16 protein-coding genes are annotated in these 19,254 nt (G+C 38.2%); all 16 read right to left on the reverse strand.

Features of this window, described 5'->3' with window-relative positions; all coding sequences use genetic code 11:
- Window positions 1–330 precede the first annotated feature (330 nt).
- The gene (locus tag J2Z82_RS06505) at window positions 331–1,158 is read right to left on the reverse strand and encodes a MurR/RpiR family transcriptional regulator (RefSeq protein WP_245251153.1); all 828 of its coding nucleotides are present in this window, start codon (window positions 1,156–1,158) and stop codon (window positions 331–333) included.
- 19 nt (window positions 1,159–1,177) lie between these two features.
- Complete coding sequence (locus J2Z82_RS06510; RefSeq protein WP_245251154.1) at window positions 1,178–1,891, reverse strand: N-acetylmannosamine-6-phosphate 2-epimerase; 714 nt, start codon at window positions 1,889–1,891, stop codon at window positions 1,178–1,180.
- A 61-nt stretch (window positions 1,892–1,952) separates the two neighbouring features.
- On the reverse strand, window positions 1,953–2,762 hold the full coding sequence (locus tag J2Z82_RS06515; RefSeq protein WP_209479973.1) for an MBL fold metallo-hydrolase: 810 nt from the start codon (window positions 2,760–2,762) through the stop codon (window positions 1,953–1,955).
- Window positions 2,763–2,785: 23 nt separating this feature from the next.
- A complete protein-coding gene (locus tag J2Z82_RS06520; protein ID WP_209479974.1) occupies window positions 2,786–3,427 on the reverse strand; it encodes a YesL family protein in 642 nt (213 codons plus the stop codon).
- A gap of 23 nt (window positions 3,428–3,450) precedes the next feature.
- Window positions 3,451–4,377 carry a carbohydrate ABC transporter permease gene (locus J2Z82_RS06525; protein ID WP_209479975.1) on the reverse strand — a complete coding sequence of 309 codons (927 nt, stop codon included), beginning with the start codon at window positions 4,375–4,377 and terminating at the stop codon, window positions 3,451–3,453.
- A 14-nt stretch (window positions 4,378–4,391) separates the two neighbouring features.
- Window positions 4,392–5,246: a carbohydrate ABC transporter permease gene (locus J2Z82_RS06530; protein ID WP_209479976.1), complete on the reverse strand. Its 855-nt coding sequence runs from the start codon at window positions 5,244–5,246 to the stop codon at window positions 4,392–4,394.
- 60 nt (window positions 5,247–5,306) lie between these two features.
- The gene (locus J2Z82_RS06535) at window positions 5,307–6,623 is read right to left on the reverse strand and encodes an ABC transporter substrate-binding protein (protein ID WP_245251155.1); all 1,317 of its coding nucleotides are present in this window, start codon (window positions 6,621–6,623) and stop codon (window positions 5,307–5,309) included.
- A gap of 171 nt (window positions 6,624–6,794) precedes the next feature.
- Complete coding sequence (locus tag J2Z82_RS06540; RefSeq protein ID WP_209479977.1) at window positions 6,795–8,354, reverse strand: FAD-dependent oxidoreductase; 1,560 nt, start codon at window positions 8,352–8,354, stop codon at window positions 6,795–6,797.
- A gap of 170 nt (window positions 8,355–8,524) precedes the next feature.
- On the reverse strand, window positions 8,525–10,036 hold the full coding sequence (locus J2Z82_RS06545) for a DUF4127 family protein (RefSeq protein WP_209479978.1): 1,512 nt from the start codon (window positions 10,034–10,036) through the stop codon (window positions 8,525–8,527).
- Window positions 10,037–10,049: 13 nt separating this feature from the next.
- Window positions 10,050–11,261 (reverse strand): alpha amylase family protein, encoded by a 1,212-nt coding sequence (locus tag J2Z82_RS06550; protein WP_209479979.1) that lies wholly within the window; start codon window positions 11,259–11,261, stop codon window positions 10,050–10,052.
- A gap of 10 nt (window positions 11,262–11,271) precedes the next feature.
- Window positions 11,272–12,246: an ROK family protein gene (locus tag J2Z82_RS06555; RefSeq protein ID WP_209479980.1), complete on the reverse strand. Its 975-nt coding sequence runs from the start codon at window positions 12,244–12,246 to the stop codon at window positions 11,272–11,274.
- A gap of 141 nt (window positions 12,247–12,387) precedes the next feature.
- A complete protein-coding gene (locus tag J2Z82_RS06560; RefSeq protein ID WP_209479981.1) occupies window positions 12,388–13,110 on the reverse strand; it encodes an alpha/beta hydrolase in 723 nt (240 codons plus the stop codon).
- Window positions 13,111–13,194: 84 nt separating this feature from the next.
- Window positions 13,195–15,837 carry a glycoside hydrolase family 84 protein gene (locus J2Z82_RS06565; RefSeq protein WP_209479982.1) on the reverse strand — a complete coding sequence of 881 codons (2,643 nt, stop codon included), beginning with the start codon at window positions 15,835–15,837 and terminating at the stop codon, window positions 13,195–13,197.
- Window positions 15,838–16,134: 297 nt separating this feature from the next.
- Window positions 16,135–17,217 carry a GNAT family N-acetyltransferase gene (locus tag J2Z82_RS06570; RefSeq protein ID WP_209479983.1) on the reverse strand — a complete coding sequence of 361 codons (1,083 nt, stop codon included), beginning with the start codon at window positions 17,215–17,217 and terminating at the stop codon, window positions 16,135–16,137.
- 3 nt (window positions 17,218–17,220) lie between these two features.
- Complete coding sequence (nagA, locus tag J2Z82_RS06575) at window positions 17,221–18,366, reverse strand: N-acetylglucosamine-6-phosphate deacetylase (protein WP_209479984.1); 1,146 nt, start codon at window positions 18,364–18,366, stop codon at window positions 17,221–17,223.
- A 12-nt stretch (window positions 18,367–18,378) separates the two neighbouring features.
- Complete coding sequence (locus J2Z82_RS06580) at window positions 18,379–19,254, reverse strand: ROK family protein (RefSeq protein WP_209479985.1); 876 nt, start codon at window positions 19,252–19,254, stop codon at window positions 18,379–18,381.

Raw genomic sequence — 19,254 nt, forward strand, 5'->3', positions numbered from 1 at the left:
TCATTTAATACGAGTGAAGTTGAACCTATACTGATTCACGTTAAGTTGTTCCTAATGACAGCTGTTCCCTCAAATCTAGTTGAAATTTCACCAGCATATAATTGATTGACTTGTAGTTTAATGTGGTTAATAGTCTAGTAGGGTTTGTTGATCATTCATGGGGCAGGAAACATGTCACATCATGAAAAGTTACATTTGTCTCACCTCCTTAAATTTTTTAAAAAATCTTATTGTTAAAGGGGGACTTTCATAGAGCCCCATCCATTTTGATGTATTGGTTGCAAACTTCTAAAAAGATGAGCACGGTACATGCCCGCACTCCATTAACGATTAATATATTTTACTTACTACCGATTTTGCTGTTTTTTGCTGCATTTCTAATGAATGATCTTTTTCAAGTAATGCTATACCAGTACATAACAAATCAACAACAAATAACTGTGATATCTTAGCCGTTAAAGACCCACCTTCCAATGGTGATTCTTTGCTGCCGCCAACTAAGACGATATCGGCAAACTGAGTTATTGGCGACCGGGAATAATACGTTATTGCAATTACCTTTGCTCCGCTCTCTTTGGCAACCTCCAGAGATTCAATTGTGTCCCGGGTACTCCCGGTAAGACTAAGTGCTACAACAACATCGTCTTCTGATAAGGTAGATGCAGACATTGCTTGAAAATGTGGATCCACAATTGCTTCTGTACGTCTTCCAATTCTCAAAAACCTGCTTTTAGCATCAAGAGCCGTTATCCCTGAAGTTCCGACTCCAAAGAAATGGACAGATTTTGCGTTATGTAACAATTCAATAGCAGTGTTTAAATCAGCTTCACTTATCATGGCAGCTGTGTTTTCTATTGATTGCTTTGTATTGTTCGAAATCGATTGAATTAAATTAGTTGATTCAGAAGAATACTTATCCTTTTCATCGGATAAATTCTGAGCTATCCTCAGCTTGAACTCCTGGTATCCTTTTAATCCTATTCTTCGACAGAATCTCAGTACGGTTGTTTCACCTACACCAACTTGATCTGCCAAATCGGTTACAGAATAGTAAATAACTTCTTCAAGGTTATCCAGCACAAATGTAGCTACTTTTTGCTCCGAGTTCGTCAGGGATGGATAATAACTATTAATTACTCCTGTCATCGGTTTTATCATCTGATGTACCTTCCTCATTTTAGATTGTCTTTAGAACCTCAGTAAAAGATTCAGTTATATTCTGAGGCCTTGTTATTGCTGATCCAACAACAACAGAATGAGCACCATTTTTCAATAGAACTAACGCTTCCTGTGGGCTTTTAATACGGCCTTCTGCAATTACTGGAACTTCCGTTTTCTGGCAGAGAGCTTTGACAAGCTCAAGATCCGGTCCTGTACTCAAGCGTTGCGTTTCTTCTGTGTATCCAGATAATGTTGTCGAGATACAATCTGCGCCAAGTTCTACCGCAGCCAAACCTTCTTCAACAGTTGAAATATCGGCCATTACCAATTTATCATGCTTTTTTATATAGTTTATTAGCCTCTGAATTTCTTCCCCATTGGGGCGCTTGCGATGTGTTGCATCAATAGCAATCATATCTGCATTTGCCTTTAATAGTTCATCAATTTCTTTTTGAGTTGGCGTAATATAAATAGAGCTGTCAGGATAATCTCTTTTAACCAATCCGATTATTGGAAGGTTTGTTTCCTGTTTAATTGCAATAATATCCTGGTAACCATTTGCTCTAATAGCTGCAGCACCACCTATTGTAGCGGCAAAAGCCATTTTTGCCATTATGCATGATCCATGCAGTGGTTCGTCCTCCAAGGCTTGACAAGAAACAATCAGATTACCTTTTATCTGTTTTAGAAATTTTGTTTTTTCCATATTTTCCTCACCACATATGTCCATCAATATAGGCTCCCTCGTTCCTAATCATACGAAAAACCCCTTTTGTCAATTTTCAACCCATCTAAATCGTTAACTCCATCCCGTCATACGCTACGTCAATTCCAGATGGGACGAGTAATTTTTCTAAATCTTCATGTAACAATCCACAATTATGAGAAAAGTGTGTTGCGATAACTTTAGAATTCTCGTGAAGCACACCTAATTCAGTAAATTTTGCTTTCGTATCCTTAACTGCTTCTATGTTCATGTGGATTGCCTTTCTATCTATTAACCCATTTGTGCAATCAAGTATAGCAATATCTATGACACGTTTAGCCAGCCAATTAAAGGTTTCTTCAGGGAATACCCCTGTATCATGACCATACAGACAAGTCTTTCCGTCTTTTTCTATAAAATAAATAAAACTATCTTCGTCCGGTTTGTGGTCTGCCGGTAATGGTGTAATTAATTTTCCTCCTATTTCATACGTAGTAAATGCTTGAAGCGGCGCTATATTAAAATGCTCCATCTCATTTGCAAGTGTTTCACGACAACGCTGAACAACATTTTCATTTCCATATATATTAAGAGCATCCCCGTAGTCTTTGGCAAAATCAGGGGTCCGCATTCTTATGTCCTCCGGGTAAAAATGATCGTGGTGTGTATGGGTAATGATTAAATGTTCAAACTCTGACATCCTACCTCCGTCACGCAATACATGCATATAAGTGTCTGGAGGGAAATCAATTTTCAAATTGTCATCAACTAATGCTGACGTTCTCGTCCTTATGTCTTTTCCACCGAGTTCCTTAGCCTTTTGACAAAGTTCACATCGGCAAAAGATGGCCGGAGTACCTTCAGCTGCTGCACTGCCAAGCAAGCGAATTTTCACTTTTCTTCACCTCATAACTTAATTTAATCACATTCTAGTGTACTATTTAACTGAGCATACTTCGTTTCAATTTTACCATTTACAATATACGCCATGCATGTCAGCCATAGGATCACTGCACCGCCTGTTAAGAAAAGAAGCGATGCCGGAAATAAATAGGAAACAAATAATATTCCGATTACGCCTGCTAAATTAATAACCGTTAAGTGAATATAGGAAAGTCCAGAAAATAAGGCATTCTTAAATGTATCTGTTAATTGCAGATTTGACTGTGCTACGATTGGAAAAATATATAAAGTTATTGTTACCAATAGAAACAACAAAAGCACCATGAAGACAACTAAAATATTACTGAAGAATTGACTATCTATTGTCCTAAACAAACGTATATCTACATAGAGTGCCAGAAAACTTAAACTTAACAGCAAACCAATAAACTGTGCTCGCCAATATTTTACTTTAAAGGTTTGCTTGAAAGTCTTCCATATTGATACGTCACTGTTTCCTGCAGCCCACTGTTGCGTCACCGAAAACGCGGCAACAGTTGCAGGAAAAAAACTAAACATAAACAACCCAGCTAAACAGGAAATAAACCAGATTATATTTAACTTTGCAATTCGCATAAACCAATCAAACCCTGCTAGGATGACGGATGTAATGTTCATTAAGAATCACCAACTTCTGTATATTAACCTTTAACGGAACTATTATATGCTGCCTCAATAAAGTAACGCTGGAACGACACGAAGACAAAGATTATTGGAATCAATGCTATCATTGCCCCGGCTGCAATTAACCTTGTGTTTGCTGAAAAAGTTCCCTGCAACTTGTAAAGACCTAGCGTAATTGGATATGTATCTGGGTCGTCAAGTACTAGTAATGGCCACAGGAAATTGTTCCACGCAGCAATAAAACTTAAAATCGCTAGTACACCAAGCATCGGTTTCACCATAGGAAACATAATTTTCCAGAAAACCTGCCAGACATTTGCTCCATCAATTACCGCTGATTCTTCTATTTCTTTCGGAATATCAATAAATGCCTGCCGCATAAGGAAGATACCAAATGCAGTTATTGCCCCTGGCAGAATTACACCAGTATATGAGCCAATTAACCCAAGTTTATTAATGATTAAATACACAGGAATCATCGTAACCTCGTTAGGAATCATCATCGTTGCGATAATTGCCATAAACACTAAATTCCTCCCCTTAAAGTTTATTCTTGCAAGAGGAAAGGCAGCCAGTGAACATAAAAATAGGGGAAGTACTACCCCAAATACGGTTAGTATGGCACTATTGAGCAGGTATCTTGGAATCGGTAAAGTATTCCAAACCGTTACAAAGTTACTAAAAGTTGGATCTCCAGGAATGAACTTTGGCGGTATGGAGAATATCGCATCACCTGCTCCCTTTAAGGATGATGACACTGTCCACAAGAACGGAATAATCGTTATACATGTAATAAGTAACAAAAACCCATAAGATACTAGCATTCTGGTCGTTTTTTTTCTTTTGCCTGTATTTTTTTGCTTATTATCTTTAGGATCCGGATTATCTTTATTAAATTGTGTAATAGATTTTGGTTCGAAATTATCAGTTGCTGGTTGTCCCATAATAGTCCCCTCCATTAATTATTTGGGGTATCCAACAATTTTTGATTGATGACCGTAAAGATTAAAATGATCACAAACAAAATAAACGAAATTGCACTTGCGTAACCCATATTCAGCCTCTCAAACGCTTCCTGGAACACAAGTAATACGGCGGTTGTTGAAGACCCTAAAGGCCCCCCTGATGTCATTGTTAGCATTAACGTAAATTCCTTAAATGCTCCCATTGTAGATATAACAGCAACAAAGAAAATCATAGGTTTAATTAATGGTACCGTTACAAACAGATGCTTCTGCCAAAAACTTGCACCATCTAATTCACTTGCTTCATATAAATCTTTAGGCACCCCTTGCAAGGCCGCTAAATAAAACAGCATATAGTAACCAAAGCCTTGCCAAACTGTAACAAATGCTAACGCCGGCATTACGGTTGCTGTATCTGTAAGCCAACCAAAAGCATCTATTCCGATTAGTCCTAAGAAATAATTCACAATACCTTCCTCAGCAAACATCCATTTCCATAACAAAGCTGTTACAACTACAGAAACTAATACGGGAAAGTAAAATATTAATCTAAAAATCTTAATACCTCTTAATTTTTGATTTACAAGAATTGCTATCAGAATTGGTATCGTAACTAGTGCTGGTGTTACCATAAACCAATAATAGACTGTGTTCAGCATTGCTTCCCTAAAATCGTTACTCTTTAAAGCTGCTATGTAATTATCCAAACCAATCCATTCCATTGGCTGAAATACATTATACTTGGTAAAGCTTAATCCAAATGCAGCAATACTAGGCAGAAAGACAAATACGATTAATAACAAAAGTGGTATTGATAGAAAGCCCCAAGCATGTCGTGCCTTAAACATAATTCACCCTCCTGAGAAGAAGATGGGCCTCCTATGTGGAGACCCCTTATACATAGCCAATTATTCAAGTAAACTATTTACTTCTGCTTCAGCTTCTTCCAGTGCCTTAGCTGGTTCCACATCCTCCAGAATCACTCTATGAAATGCTTCGCGAATAACTTTATAAATCTCTGATACTGCTTCAACAGGCGGGGTCATATTTACTGCACTTTCCAGTTGCTGTGCAGCGTAATACTTACCACTCTCTGTTGCATCTTCTGAGTCTTTTCCTTTTGTGAAAAATTCATCATTAACTGCCTCTTTAACTGGTGGCAGCACAGCAGCTAATTTACCAAATTCCAATTGATTCTCTGCATTTGTAACAAATTTAGCAAATTCTACTGCCGCTTCTTTTGATTCACTATTTGAAGAAACTGCAATATTCATAGGATTTGCATGCTGTACTCCAGCTTTTCCTTCAAGAGCTGGTGCACCTAATGACTTTTCGTAAACTTTTGGCGCAAGATCCTTAACCTGGCGGAATAGTTGTGGCCCTGTTGACCACCATGCAACTTTTTCCTGTGCATATAGTTCAGGCAACTTAACCTGTCCAAGCATTACATCTTCTGGAAAGAGACCTTTGTCATATTTTTCTTTTAAATCCTTCCACATTTCCTCTGTTTCTGAAGTATTAAAAGCTGCCTGGGTATTATCCTCATTAAGAATATTTATACCATTTTTCGGCATCAATAAGTGCATCTCATCCGTAACAACCTGGCCATAAGCTCCAGTTTCTTCCTTGATTTTTTCAGACATTTCCCATGCCTCTTCAAATGTTGTTGGTGGTGCATCGTAACCCGCCTTTTCTAGAAGATCCGGGTTGTACAGTAAACCACTAGTTGTTGTATACCAAGGTAACGCGTAAACCTCTCCATTAACACTTCCTGTTTCCCATAGTCCTTCAAAGAATGTATCTTTTACATCTGCTGCTGCTTCGTCCATGTTAACCACAGCACCATTCGCAGCAAGCTTTTTAACAAAATCCGTATTTAAGTTCATTACATCAGGCAATTGTCCGCTTGACGCTGACGTTAATACAACCTGTTCGACTTGATCATATGGCACGTCACGTAAATTAATCGTTACATTTTCGTGTTCAGCTTCAAATTCTTCTTTTAAATTATTTAAGTAGTCATCAAAAGTTGGACTTAATGAAATTGTCATAAATTCTACTTCCCCAGATAGCCCCTCAGACTCGTCTCCAGCAGTATCTTCTCCCGAGTCATCGATAGTATCATCTGAATTAGCTGCATCGTCTGAGCAGGCAGCAATCACTAGCAACATGGCACTGAAGAGCAAAATCAAAATAAATTTTTCTTTGTTTTTGAAGATATTCAACTAAAACCCTCCTCATATCTAATTAATCAATGTAAGCGTTTACGGAATTTACCTCCTTTTTATGTATTTAAGGTGAACATTTTCTTCATAATAAGTATAAATGGGTGGAATTATTCTGTCAACACAATTTTCTGAAATTATGAATTTTATAAAAAGAAATTTCTGACAGTGTTACAGAGCACCTATTTCCGGCCAGTGAAGTGATACTCCACATTCCTGTAATAAGCGCTGAAAATCGGATGTTAGTTTCGGATTTTTATAAATATCTGCTGGCGAAAGGTTATGTTCCATAGCATAGGCAGCTAACGCACCCGCTGATTCTCCTATATTCCACTCAACGGGGTGAAGTCTAAAGCAGCCATTCGTTAACTGGGTGGATCCGATATTTTTACAGGCGGGAATCAAGTTTTTGATTTTAATTGGAATTAAACTCCCTAAAGGTATTTCAAAAGGGTAACTATTCGCATAAAAAAACCTGTTCTTAATCGTTGTCGGATGTAAATCGATACGATAAGCGCCTATCCCGACAGAATCATCCAGTTTCTTTATCCCCGCATCTCCTCGCAGGTCTGCATTAACATCCTGTTCGACCACCGTATGTAATGCTTTAATTCTGCGGGATTCCCGTATATAAGGATGCATAGCCAGACCATCATTTGTCCCTACTATGTCCGGCCTTAGTCTGAATTCAGGGTATCCTTTTCCGCCATCCTTGCGTTGCGCTTCTGTTTGCAGCCAATACAGGAGCGAAAGACTTAACTGTTTTGCTCCATGTAAATGTTTTTCTTTTTCCTTTTCAGAAACATCAATTATCGATCCTGCCCAGTAGTCATTCTGCGGCCAATTAATTAGGGAAATATCTCCTTTATAAAAACCTTTTTTAAATTTATTGGTATCTATAATTCTTCGATACTCCCAATACCCTAGAGCATTCTCGTCTGTAAACAAAGGCAGATATTTTGACTTACCAGTACCAGCATCAGGCATATATTCACTTAACTGATTGTGATTCAAGAAAGATGCGCGGTAGTTCTTCCAATAGTCATACTGCTCTGGTTTTTCAATTGTATGGTTTTCACCTTTGACGTAATCCAGGGCAAAAACGTGTGTGATTGATTGTATGTCCTGAGGGATCGCCTTGTTTAATCCATGTAATTCCCCAGTTTCTTCTTTAGACTCTGCTCCAAGAGAATAGTCCGCACCAGCTATAGGCAGAACATCCCCAAGTTCTGTTGCATCAAGAAAATAAGCAGCATCAATTGCTATTTCCTCTTCGTCTCGCGTGCTTGCAATAAATAGCCGCTTTATCTCATCATGCTCTACCTCGGCCCGTATAGCTTTATATTCCAGTAACAGTTCAATTCGCCCATTTGAAAGATAAGGCTGCAAAAAATCATAAAGGACCTTTAACGCAACTTTAGGCTCATGCGCAATTCTGCTAACCCATGCACTGCCTGGATTGAGCAAACCATCAGTATGGCTATCCTCAGCTAACGGATAATGGTTTTTATAATAGCTTCTAATTTCATTTCTGAACTGTCTGTATGTGTTTGTACATCCAAATTCCTCGATCCAGCGATGCTCATCAGGGGGTACTGCCTGACTTGTCAACTGGCCACCGATCCATTGTGTTTCTTCTGTTAGTACAACGTTCTTTCCCTGCTTAGCTGCAGTTAGCGCTGCCAAACAGCCGCCAATCCCACCGCCAATAATGGCAATATCTTTTTTCAAAAAATACCACTCCCATTACATTGATTTTTAAAAGCTATTTTCTAAAATTTGATTGAACATTTACTTGTAGTTGCTATAATGGACAACCGATTCGTAGTATTTGGTGTGGATCTCTGACCCTCGCCGTTTATATCAACTTCTGTAAAGTGTATTTTGCTTCTTTATAATCTTTATACTTTCTTGCTCGCTAATTCAACGCCAATCTCAAACGTTCTATTCCAAGGAAGGTAAATGTTTACTATGCTGCATGCAACATCAGTCCTGCCTATCATTTCAACTGCCTTTTCATAAAATAATTCGTTTACTTTTTTTCGAATAGTTTCAGCAGAGGTACTCTCTTCATTAATTTCTTTTCGTACTTCCTGCCTGATAATCGATTGATATAAGTAGTCATCTAACAGACGCAGCAATAACTGTCTTTCTTTAACTGCATTTGTATTCTTTTCTTTTTTTGCAGATAAGTGTATTAATGCAGACTGAGCAACTACCGTCCCTATCGTATTTCCTGCTGTATTCCAGGCACCAAGTCCTGCCAGATCACTTAATGAGAAGGTTTTTAACAGCTGCGGAATCATAGTAACATCTGCACCATTCGCATAAGCTACGTCTGCAATGGCTATTAATTTCCCTTTATCACGATAGTAGCTTAATTTCTTAAGCCATTCGGCAATATTACGATCATTCGTATTTACTTCATTAAGTTGTTGTTGTAATGCAAGATCCCCTTGAAGTTTACCTGGGACATTTACACCAATGATTACATCAGCATCGCTTGTTTCCTCCACCGTATGACTGCCAAAAGCATAAATTTGACCTTTGATAGATTCATCGATTGCCCTATCCTCATACATCGCTATTGACAACGAGCCTTTCTTGCCACTATAGATGGGATAAAATACAGGCGTTGGTTCCTTTTCTAAAAGGTAAATCATCCTTGCCGTTAAAACGCTGGCAACTTCATCTGCGCCCGGGTATATTAAAATTTTCTCGTATAATTCCTGTTGAGAAACTGCGTCAGCCAGCTTTTCCTGCTCCATTATATTTAAGCCATATTCACTTGTATCATCCTGTGGGAAAATTAACAGGTCGATAACTGCTTGTTCGATGTATTCAATTAAAGATAAATTCACCTGAAAGTTCCGCTCACGGGTTGTTAGATAATCCTCTAAAACCCAGTCTGGAATTTCCTTCTTCATTTCTTGAACAATCTCGTTGTCCTCATCTGCTTGAAGCTTTTGATAGCGGTGTGAATGATACGAGTATCTCCAGATCTCTTTGCCATATTGATTCCAATAGGACTTTTCTTCCTCATTGACATAGCTGTTAGACAATCGCATTGTTGAACTAAAAGCCATGATGGATAAATGAGGATTCTCTTGTTTGATTTCCAGAAATTGTTCCAGTCGATTGAATATAACTGCTTCATTTTCACTGTTAATCCTTGAAGGAACAAGTCCCCCGTACAGAATCATATCGATTGATACAATAACCCCTTCTACCTGGGTGGAAACGTCCTCTATCCATTGAAAAAGCTGAGAAAAATTTGCTGGTTCCTTTAAAAAGCCTAGATATTCCTTTGGAGGAGTAATCAGTTCCCAATCTACTAACTGCCCAAGTTCCTTTGGTAAGTCATAGGTTACTGGTCTAGCATCTACTGGTATTAATGCTATTTTTCTAGTCATGCATACCCTTCTTTCATTTCACGTGTTTAGTATCTTTCAACTCTGTTGGAAGTATATTCCACCATTTATAGTCTTCCAGATAAACCGCATCAAAGAGCATTACACCCTTTGATTTCCCCTTACACATTTGGATTGCTTTTTTAAATTGTTCTGGATTATCTTTATAGTCTTTTAAAAATAATCCGCCTACAACAGGAATACTGCCATTGATTACTTCTAAGCTTTTATCGACGGCACCTTCTACTGAATACCAGTTTTCAGGACGTTTATTATTCACCGCTTCTTCAATATAAACCTCTGGATAATAACAACCGGTCATAATAAAATCAAGCTCTTCAGCTAAACCAGAGACAGAGTAGTTATCAGAAGTCCAGTCTGATTCTGGCTGATATGTTTCACTCCCCCAGTTAACGCCCTCATTATAGTAGAGCGGGTACCATGAACCTACATAATTACCGAATAAAAAATCAGGATTGTGTAATTTCACAACCTCACGTGCTCTATGCACGAATTTTTTAATATTGAGTGCTCGCCATTCTGTCCAAAGAGAGAAATACTTACCGAACTGAACCTTTTTCTCTTCGTCAATTGTATAAATAGCTTCAGGCCAGTTTGGAATCTTCTTATCAATATAATCCTCAAAATTACTTCTGCTTAAGTCACTAAAATCCCCATAAACATTTGGATAGCGGCATCGATCTAATACTATTCCATCCAAGTCATAAGCGCACATTTCCTTTATAATATTTAATTCGTGATCAATCACCTCTGGATGAATCGGGTTAACAAAAATAGTTGCAGCATCAGCGTATTCTGCCGCATTCGATTCGTTGGAAACCACTTCATTGTAGAATTTAACTTGCCAATCCTTTTTATCGTAGGCCAATCCATCACGAGAAGTAGCGATCCCTTCTGAGAAAACATCTACATTTGCCAGTACTTGTATATCAAGACCTTTTGTTTTACTTAAAAATTCACTTAGAAAGTTACGACCTTCCCACATCTGGTAACTTCCATCTGACCAGCTGCTAATATGGTAAGCAAACTTGCTGGGATAAGTAGTCTGCCCATACGGAACCTTCGCATCAATTATTAAATGGGTCACACCTGAATTGATAGCGTTTTCAATTAATCGTACTTGTTCACTATGCTCGGCTAAACGCTGTCCATTTGCTAAAAAGTCGACCCACAAGATGTTAGCTGTTTCTGGTAATGTTTGTTTCATATTTACCCTCCTATTTATTTGCAATCCAGGATTGATATGCAGCACCAATAAGACCAGCATCATATCCTAGTTTGGATATTTGAATATCTACCGGGTTGACTAAAGCGTGCATTCCTAAGTTGCTTAAACGATCATTAATCTTTACAATCAGCCATTCTCTGTCTTCCACAATTCCTCCACCAAGTATGATTCGTGATGGGTTAAACGTATGAATGATTGTTATCATCCCATATGATAAAGCTTTTATCGCTGTGTCAATAACCTCATCAGCAATGGGGCATCCATCATGATACCATTGAAAAACTTCTTTACTTGTAAGCTTGTCTGGGTTTTCAACAAAGTAAGTTTTAGCAGATTCATTAGTCGTGGTATCCAATTCATGCAATCTCTCTTTCATCCGATTGGCAATTCCACTACCGGATGCATATGTCTCGACACAGCCATGTGATCCACAATTACATTTGGGTCCATCCATATTAACTGTTATATGACCTAATTCTGCAGCGCCTCCCCATTCACCCCGAATAACATTTCCACCTGAAATAATTCCTCCACCTATTCCAGTACCTAGCGTTAGACAAACAACATCACTCATTCCTTTTCCACTGCCAAGCTGGTGCTCTGCAATAGCAAAAGTCGTTGCATCATTGTCTAAAAAGATAGGCAGATCTGTATACTTAGATAGGTAATCCGATATGGCCACGTCATTCCAATCTTGAATGTTATCTGTACCTGTCAGGATTTTCCCTTCTTTATAATTGATTTGACCAGCCGATCCAATGCCAATACCAATTAAGTGCATCCTTTCCTTTTCAGCAATACTTATGTAAGAAGAAACTATATCTTTTAACAACTCCAGTACACGCATTTTCGTTTCTTTTGGCGTAGGAGTAACTTTTCTATGAAAGACTTCTCCAGTTTTATTTACAATCCCTGCTGCAATTTTGGTTCCCCCAATATCGATCCCAATACTAAAGTCACCCATCTAGAACCCCCATTCTCCTAAGTAACGGAAAATATTTTTATAATTATTTCGTTAAAAGGATATTTTCTCCTAAATAGATTATAAAATATTCAAAAATTTTCTGCAATGGTTAATTTTCGTGTTATTACCGGCCGACCTGTCTTAGGAGTGATACGTAAAGTAATGCAGCACATTGGGAAGATCTCTTCTCCAAAAATCCCACAAATGATGTTCTTTACATTCTATATAGCGGATTTTATGAATCTTTAAGGCTAAAAAGGCACTATATAGTTCACGGTTACGGCTCAAGATATAAAGCTTCTCATCTGTTATCGGTGAGATAAATTCATCTTCATATAGGCCGACAGTTTGGTAGATATTCCAGTTAACTTGTTGCATATCACTTAGTGATTCAATATCATGCTTACTGATGGCTGCGGATTGTAATAATAAATGCGTCCACAAACGAGGTTTACTCACCGCAATATTTAAGCTAATGTTCCCTGCCAGCGAGTCCCCCAGCATCCCTCTTTTAACTATTTTGATACCTGAATCGGATAATTCCTGTTCAACCTCTGGAATAAGTTCTTGGTTCATAAAATCAATATAGTTATCAAAGTCCTTTCCTCTTCTATGATAGGAATTCCATCGCTCACTAGAAGAACCAGGTGAAATTAACACAAATACTAGTTTCCGGGCACGGTTATAATCGTGTTGCAGCAGCTTTTGATAACTCTTCTCCAGTTCGCCTAACTCTAAATAGTCCCCACCATCGTGCACATATAAAAGATAGGCTTCTTCAATTGTGGTATTTGAGCGTAGCACATAGTATTCAATATCCTTATTTAGAAAATTGCTCTTTTTAAACTTTTTGTTAATTCCCAACTGTAACAGCTCCTGGAATTTTTAAATTTCCAAACTTATATTAAAAAGTGAAGGGAGATAAATATATCCCCCTTCAGTCTTTTCTTATTCTACAATAAATTCCCTGATTTGAGCCCATCCTGTCTGATCTGTTTGAACTTTAAAACGGATAAATCTAGCTTCTTTTCCTTCAGTTAAATTAATAGATATCTCAGGTTGGTCTTCATACTCTCCTAGTTCTTCCCAATTTGAACCGTTTGTTGAAATTTGTATTTCACCGTGATATATATAATCTTCTGGCCTTGGAACAGAACCTGAAGTGGATGCCATATATAATTCTATTGTATCAATTTTCTTTACTTCTCCTAAGTCAATTCCGATATAATCACCTTGCTTTGGGGCACCTTTAGTCCAATATAGTGTATCTAAATTGCCATCATTCATGTTTTCAAGTACATAGGAACTGTAGTGGTCAATTGTAGAAAAAGGGCCTTCATGTTCACGGCTTCCAAGCCAATTATCATTCAGTTGTATTGCCTTGTTTATAAATGGTTCAGTGACACCATATGCATAAGTTTTCTCGTTTGGAATATGATAGACTCCCTCTTCCGTTATAAGCGTTGCAATGGAGTCATCAATTGAAACTTTGCTTCCAACAAGGGAGTTATGTTCAAGCCATTGCCCATCACCTGCAGAATGCACACTTAAGACAAATCCATTATCTGGGATAACAGTATCGTTACCTCCTACTGCTATTACTTTTCCATCGACAACAGTGATTTCATAGCCCCATTGGTTTGTTCCTGTTGTTTCACCATATTCCGATGTATACATCACGAGTTCCGCTGACCCTCTTGGTTTATTTATCCCATCAAGAGATCTTGAAGCTGTTCTTCTTTCCGGTATGGTAATATCCGTTAAATCATTATCCATGGCTTCATTCAAATTTTCACGGTAGACCTGTGCCTTCTCCTTATCACCTTTTTGTTGTGCCAGGAGCATGTTAGTGGCAATACTTCCAGTTATTCCGTAATATTCCATTTTATCTAACCATGGATTAACTTCCTCGAGAAATACCTTATTATTAAAATTTTCTTCTAATATTTTTGGAACATCTTTAAACTTTTTAAATTCCTCTAATAGGGCATTTCCTTCATCACCTATTGTTTCGGTATTGTAAGCTTGCCAGAAGGAATCTATTAAAGGGCTCAATGTTGGTGATTCATTTTGGTTTAATGGAGATGATAAGGCATTTTCACTAAACGTTTGCAACTGCTTTTTGTAGTCTCCACCAAATGAATGAATACTTTGTTCCCATGACTTTGCGGGGTTATAGTCATCAGAATTCCACGTATAATCTGCTACAGTGAATAAAGGGATTTTAGAAGCTTCACTATGTTCCATTGGGTTCGCCGTTAATCCATTAACACCATGTTCTGTCAGTTCAGCATCTCTTCCAGTCAATGGCCCAAGGAACAAACGATCTCGTGCAAAGTCGTTTACCGGAAAATTGTCCCAAACCAGCAATTCATGTTTAAAGATGTTTGACATTTTTTCAGCATCTTCATTTGTAATTGTATCCGTTGTAATACCTATCCCTGTCCAGTAAACAAGTATGTCTGGATCAACCAGCTCGGCAAACTTTTTCTTATATGGACTTGTACCATCTTGATAATACTCAGTTGGAACAGTAATTAGACGGTTAGCTCCTTTATGTGTTTCTATAAACTCTTTCTGGAATTTATTAAGTAAATAAGCTTGAGCGGAAGCAAACGGACTTGAGGACGAGCCAAATTTTTCAACGTCCTTTTCACAATTCATTTCCTGAAAAATATCATCCAATAAAATCGCAAAGTCACGCACACCAAGATCCCACATTGCCTGTGCTTTTTCTGTTAGTTTCTCAAAGTCCTTCTCACTAGAATAACAGATATCAAGACCAGGTGAGATAGTAAAGATAAAATTCACATGTTTTTCATCTGCCGCATTAACCAATTCCCCTATCTGAGAGAGCTTCTCTTCAGGATAGGGTTCTCTCCATTTATCACGGTGGTACATATCATCTTTTGGTGCATAAACATACGTATTCATTTTGTTCTCACTGTAAAAATCTATCTGACTTAACCGTTCTTTTTGTGACCATGGTTTACCATAAAAACCCTCGATAACTCCTCGTAATGGCATTTCCGGCCAATCACGGATTTCAACGGAAGTTACCCAATCACGGCCTTCTCTTGAGGTGACAAGTTGCTTGAATGTTTTTGCTGCATAAAAGGTTCCTGCTTTATCCTTTCCCGAAAGAACAATCTGCTTATTGCTATTATCTCCTGAAACGAGGACATAACCTTCATTCTTTAATTCCTCTGGTCCTTCCACTCCAAGTTTTTTCAGCACTGGTTCAGAAGCATTATTTTCTGATGGTCCACCTATCCAAATAGTTACTGGCGTATTTGGAGCAGGTTCACTATCACTTTTTTTAATAATTTGTTCAACATCCGCTTCATTTAATGTTTTTACTACTTCATTAACAGCGGACGCATCAGTACCTTCTCCTACTACTATCCCTACTTTCGGTGTAAGCGGAAATCCATTCCCACTAGATTTCACCTCTTGTGGTGAGGGATTAATCACTGGATTTGTTCCGTTTTCTGCATAAACTTCTTGCATTTGATTAGACGGTAGGAAGAGTGAAGCTACTACCAGAACTGAGAGGACGATCGAAAAAACACCTAAAAATTTTCTGCTCATTATTGAATCTCCTTTCAAAATTTATTTAGCATATGCTAACAAATTTCTGCTAAATTCTACCTTCTTCCTTTAATCTCAGGTTTCTACTCCATTAAAAGACATAAGAAGGTACTTAAGAACTAGAATTTTTAGGGCTATATAGATAGCTTGGCATTTGTTAAGGGGATTCTTATAAAAGCATGTTTTGAATTATTATTGAACCCCCTCTTAATAAAGATAAGCCTAAGTTGTACATGCAGTAAGACAGTTTATATACACTTTTTTAAAAAAGTAGCTGCTTACTCCTTGCTAAATTCATCACACATAATGAATACCAAACGTATTTGGCAATGGAATGGGAAACAATTTTTGTATTTCGCCCATTTGTGAATCAACATTAAAATCAAATAATACCTTAACAAACTCTTGAGGAGACAGGGTCATATCCGATTTATTATATTCAAGGGTCACACCGGCCTTTGCAGTTACCGTTAAACGCTCAGCCACATCTGGATCTTTATCCGCCAAATACGGCATTACCTGTTCTATTAATCTCTCAGCATTAACAATATGTACGGTGCCACCATTCTGCTCGACCTTGAACGGAAGATCTCTTAACTTATCATGAAGCGACTCCTGCCAAGGGACAGTTAAATCTATTTTCGGTACAACATTGTTGGCCAATAAATCCGTTAATATCCCGCGGATTGCTGCTGGATTACCACCCCAGTCCGTTACAATAGCAGATTCATTCTCCGGCAGTCCAATTACCACATATGCTTCGATTGCTCGGTTATCTTCAGCAACATATAACGCTTGTTTCTGCTTAAAAATACTTGCATAACCGCCTGCATCAAGAAGCATTGCCCACTCCCATATATTAGTTTCATAGCGAACTTCTTTTGCTTTTATTAAATCATCAACTTGAAAGAGATCTGTCGCAGAACCTTTCCTTACCGATCCTTTATAATTTTGTTCCCCAGAGATTTTATCGATTTTATAATTGTACATTTTTCCAAAATGATAACAGTCATTTCGCCTATACAATCCGCGATCACCAGACACAAACAACAATGATGCTCCGGCCTGATCGATGAATTCATATACTTTATTTAGAATAGCAGTTGATATGCCCTGCCCCTGGTAATCAGAATGAGTACAAACAGACCCAATTGAAAAAGTATTTAATACAGCATTTCCAATAATCATTTTCGATGGAACCAGTCCAATAAAACTCACCAATTGATCACCATCAAAGGCAGCGAATGACTGGTTTAATTGTTTAGAGAAAACCTGCGGGAATGCATCTCCCATTGACGTATGATCTTCTTCTCGAAACGTTTGATTGGATAAGTCTATCGCCTGTTCAAATTCCTGTTCTTTTAAATGGCGAATATCCATTTATCATGCACCTCCAGCGTAAACTGTTTCCCCATTAACAATTGTCTTCTCAACAGTTAAATTGTTGTCCAAAATCATGATGTCCGCTTTATATCCTGCAGCAATTCTACCTCTATTTTCTCCTTGAGCTATTGTATTCAGCGGTGTCTGTGTTGCCATGTAAACAGCTTTTTCCAATGGAATATTGCACTCTTCCACAACATACTTAATCCCTTTATCCAAGGTTATTGCGCTTCCTGCTAATTGACCGTTATCCAATGTTACTTTATTGCCGGTCTTTATAAGGTTCTTTTCCCGGAAAAAATATTCTCCATTAGCTAATTCGTTATATCCCGTACAATCAGATATAAGGACCATCCTTTCACCGCCCTTCACCTTATATAGAAGCTCAATCATCCTGGGATGTATATGAATACCATCCGTAATAATTTCGCATGTTAGGTTATCATAATACAAAGAAGCAGCAGCGGTACCGGGTGTTCGATGGTGCACTGGACTCATCGCATTGAATGTATGCGTTATTTGTGTCAGCCCAGATTCTATTGCTAATCCAATTTCTTCAATTGTTGCGTTTGTATGTCCAGCAGAAACGTATATGCCGTTTGTATGTAAATGATTTAATATCGCATAATCTTCCATTTCCTCTGGAGCCAATGTAATAATAGAAATGATATCTAAAAAAGGATCCAAAACATTATCGACATCATTCCAGGTGAGTTGCCGTATATAGGACTTACTTTGTGCACCGCTATACTTCGGACTAATCCAAGGTCCTTCCAGATGAACGCCAAGGCAGTTAGCACCAACAGCTGGATTATCCTGATACGACTTGGCACCCTCAAGAAACTTCTTCACATCGGTAACTGTACCTGTTCTGGAAGTAGCTAAAAAAGATGTTACCCCGTAACACGGCAGGCATTTTGAGATTTCAGCAAATGCTTCCTGATTGTCCATAAAATCAGACCCATTTACACCATGAATGTGAATATCTGTTAATCCAGGACAGATAAAACCATTCACTTCATATACGGCACCATTATTAGCTGCTTTCTTGCTACCAACGAAGGTTATTTCGCCATCTGTTATTTCAACAAAACAATAATTTATAATACGCCCATCCGTGATGACATCACCTTTTAAATAGTACATTTAAATCCCTCACTAACCTTGTTTGACTAACGAACTTGCTCCGATCATGCTCGCATTATTTTTCAGTTGTGCCTGCTGTAATGCTACCGGAATAGATGCTGTTGCTGCCATTTTTTCTTCCAATTGATTCCACCAATACTTGCTGGAATCAATCACACCACCACCGATAACAATCATTTCCGGATCGAATACATATTGCAGGTTAATAAGCCCGATTGACAGATATTCTAAGTAGTGGTCAACAACTCGTTCACAGGATACATCATTATTATAGTTTTCAAATACATCTTTTGGCTGGTAATTATTCGAAGCCAATTCAGGATCATCTGAAATCATTCTTTCCAGTGCTTTACCTGAAGCATATGCCTCCCAGCAGCCTTTGCGCCCGCACCCACATACTATTCCATTCGGAACAAGTGTCATGTGACCAACTTCGCCGCCATACCCGCTATTTCCATGAACCAACTCATTGTTATGAACAATTCCACCACCAATACCTGTTCCCAATGTGATACAAATATAACTGCTGACAGCCCTTGCAGCCCCTGCAGTTCCTTCTGCCAAAGCTGCACAATTCGCATCGTTACCCACCACAACAGAGACCTGAAAAGCATCTTCCAGCATAGCTTTGATTGGCACATTTGCTAAGGCATGTAAATTAGGACAGCTTTTTATTACGCCATTATGAAAATCAACTATCCCAGCTGAAGCAACCCCAATACCTTGAATTTTTTCATCCTGGATAAGTTCTTCTAGCGCAACAATCATATTTTCAACAATTGCTTCCTTAGGCGTTTTTATTTGATCTTCTTTAACAAGCTGACTATTTCCATCAAACATGCCGAACTTAATTTTGGTACCGCCGATATCAATTCCAATCGTGTACAC

This window comes from Virgibacillus litoralis, from assembly GCF_017873675.1.
GTDB classification, from domain to species: Bacteria; Bacillota; Bacilli; order Bacillales; family Amphibacillaceae; genus Lentibacillus; species Lentibacillus litoralis.

Excerpts from the sequence above, each read along its gene's own strand:
- J2Z82_RS06505 (WP_245251153.1), bottom strand. The coding sequence starts at position 1,158 with ATGATAAAACCGATGACAGGAGTAATTAATAGTTATTATCCATCCCTG.
- J2Z82_RS06510 (WP_245251154.1), bottom strand. The coding sequence starts at position 1,891 with ATGGACATATGTGGTGAGGAAAATATGGAAAAAACAAAATTTCTAAAA.
- J2Z82_RS06520 (WP_209479974.1), bottom strand. The coding sequence starts at position 3,427 with ATGAACATTACATCCGTCATCCTAGCAGGGTTTGATTGGTTTATGCGA.
- J2Z82_RS06525 (WP_209479975.1), bottom strand. The coding sequence starts at position 4,377 with ATGGGACAACCAGCAACTGATAATTTCGAACCAAAATCTATTACACAA.
- J2Z82_RS06530 (WP_209479976.1), bottom strand. The coding sequence starts at position 5,246 with ATGTTTAAGGCACGACATGCTTGGGGCTTTCTATCAATACCACTTTTG.
- J2Z82_RS06545 (WP_209479978.1), bottom strand. The coding sequence starts at position 10,036 with ATGACTAGAAAAATAGCATTAATACCAGTAGATGCTAGACCAGTAACC.
- J2Z82_RS06550 (WP_209479979.1), bottom strand. The coding sequence starts at position 11,261 with ATGAAACAAACATTACCAGAAACAGCTAACATCTTGTGGGTCGACTTT.
- J2Z82_RS06555 (WP_209479980.1), bottom strand. The coding sequence starts at position 12,246 with ATGGGTGACTTTAGTATTGGGATCGATATTGGGGGAACCAAAATTGCA.
- J2Z82_RS06565 (WP_209479982.1), bottom strand. The coding sequence starts at position 15,837 with ATGAGCAGAAAATTTTTAGGTGTTTTTTCGATCGTCCTCTCAGTTCTG.
- J2Z82_RS06570 (WP_209479983.1), bottom strand. The coding sequence starts at position 17,217 with ATGGATATTCGCCATTTAAAAGAACAGGAATTTGAACAGGCGATAGAC.
- nagA (WP_209479984.1), bottom strand. The coding sequence starts at position 18,366 with ATGTACTATTTAAAAGGTGATGTCATCACGGATGGGCGTATTATAAAT.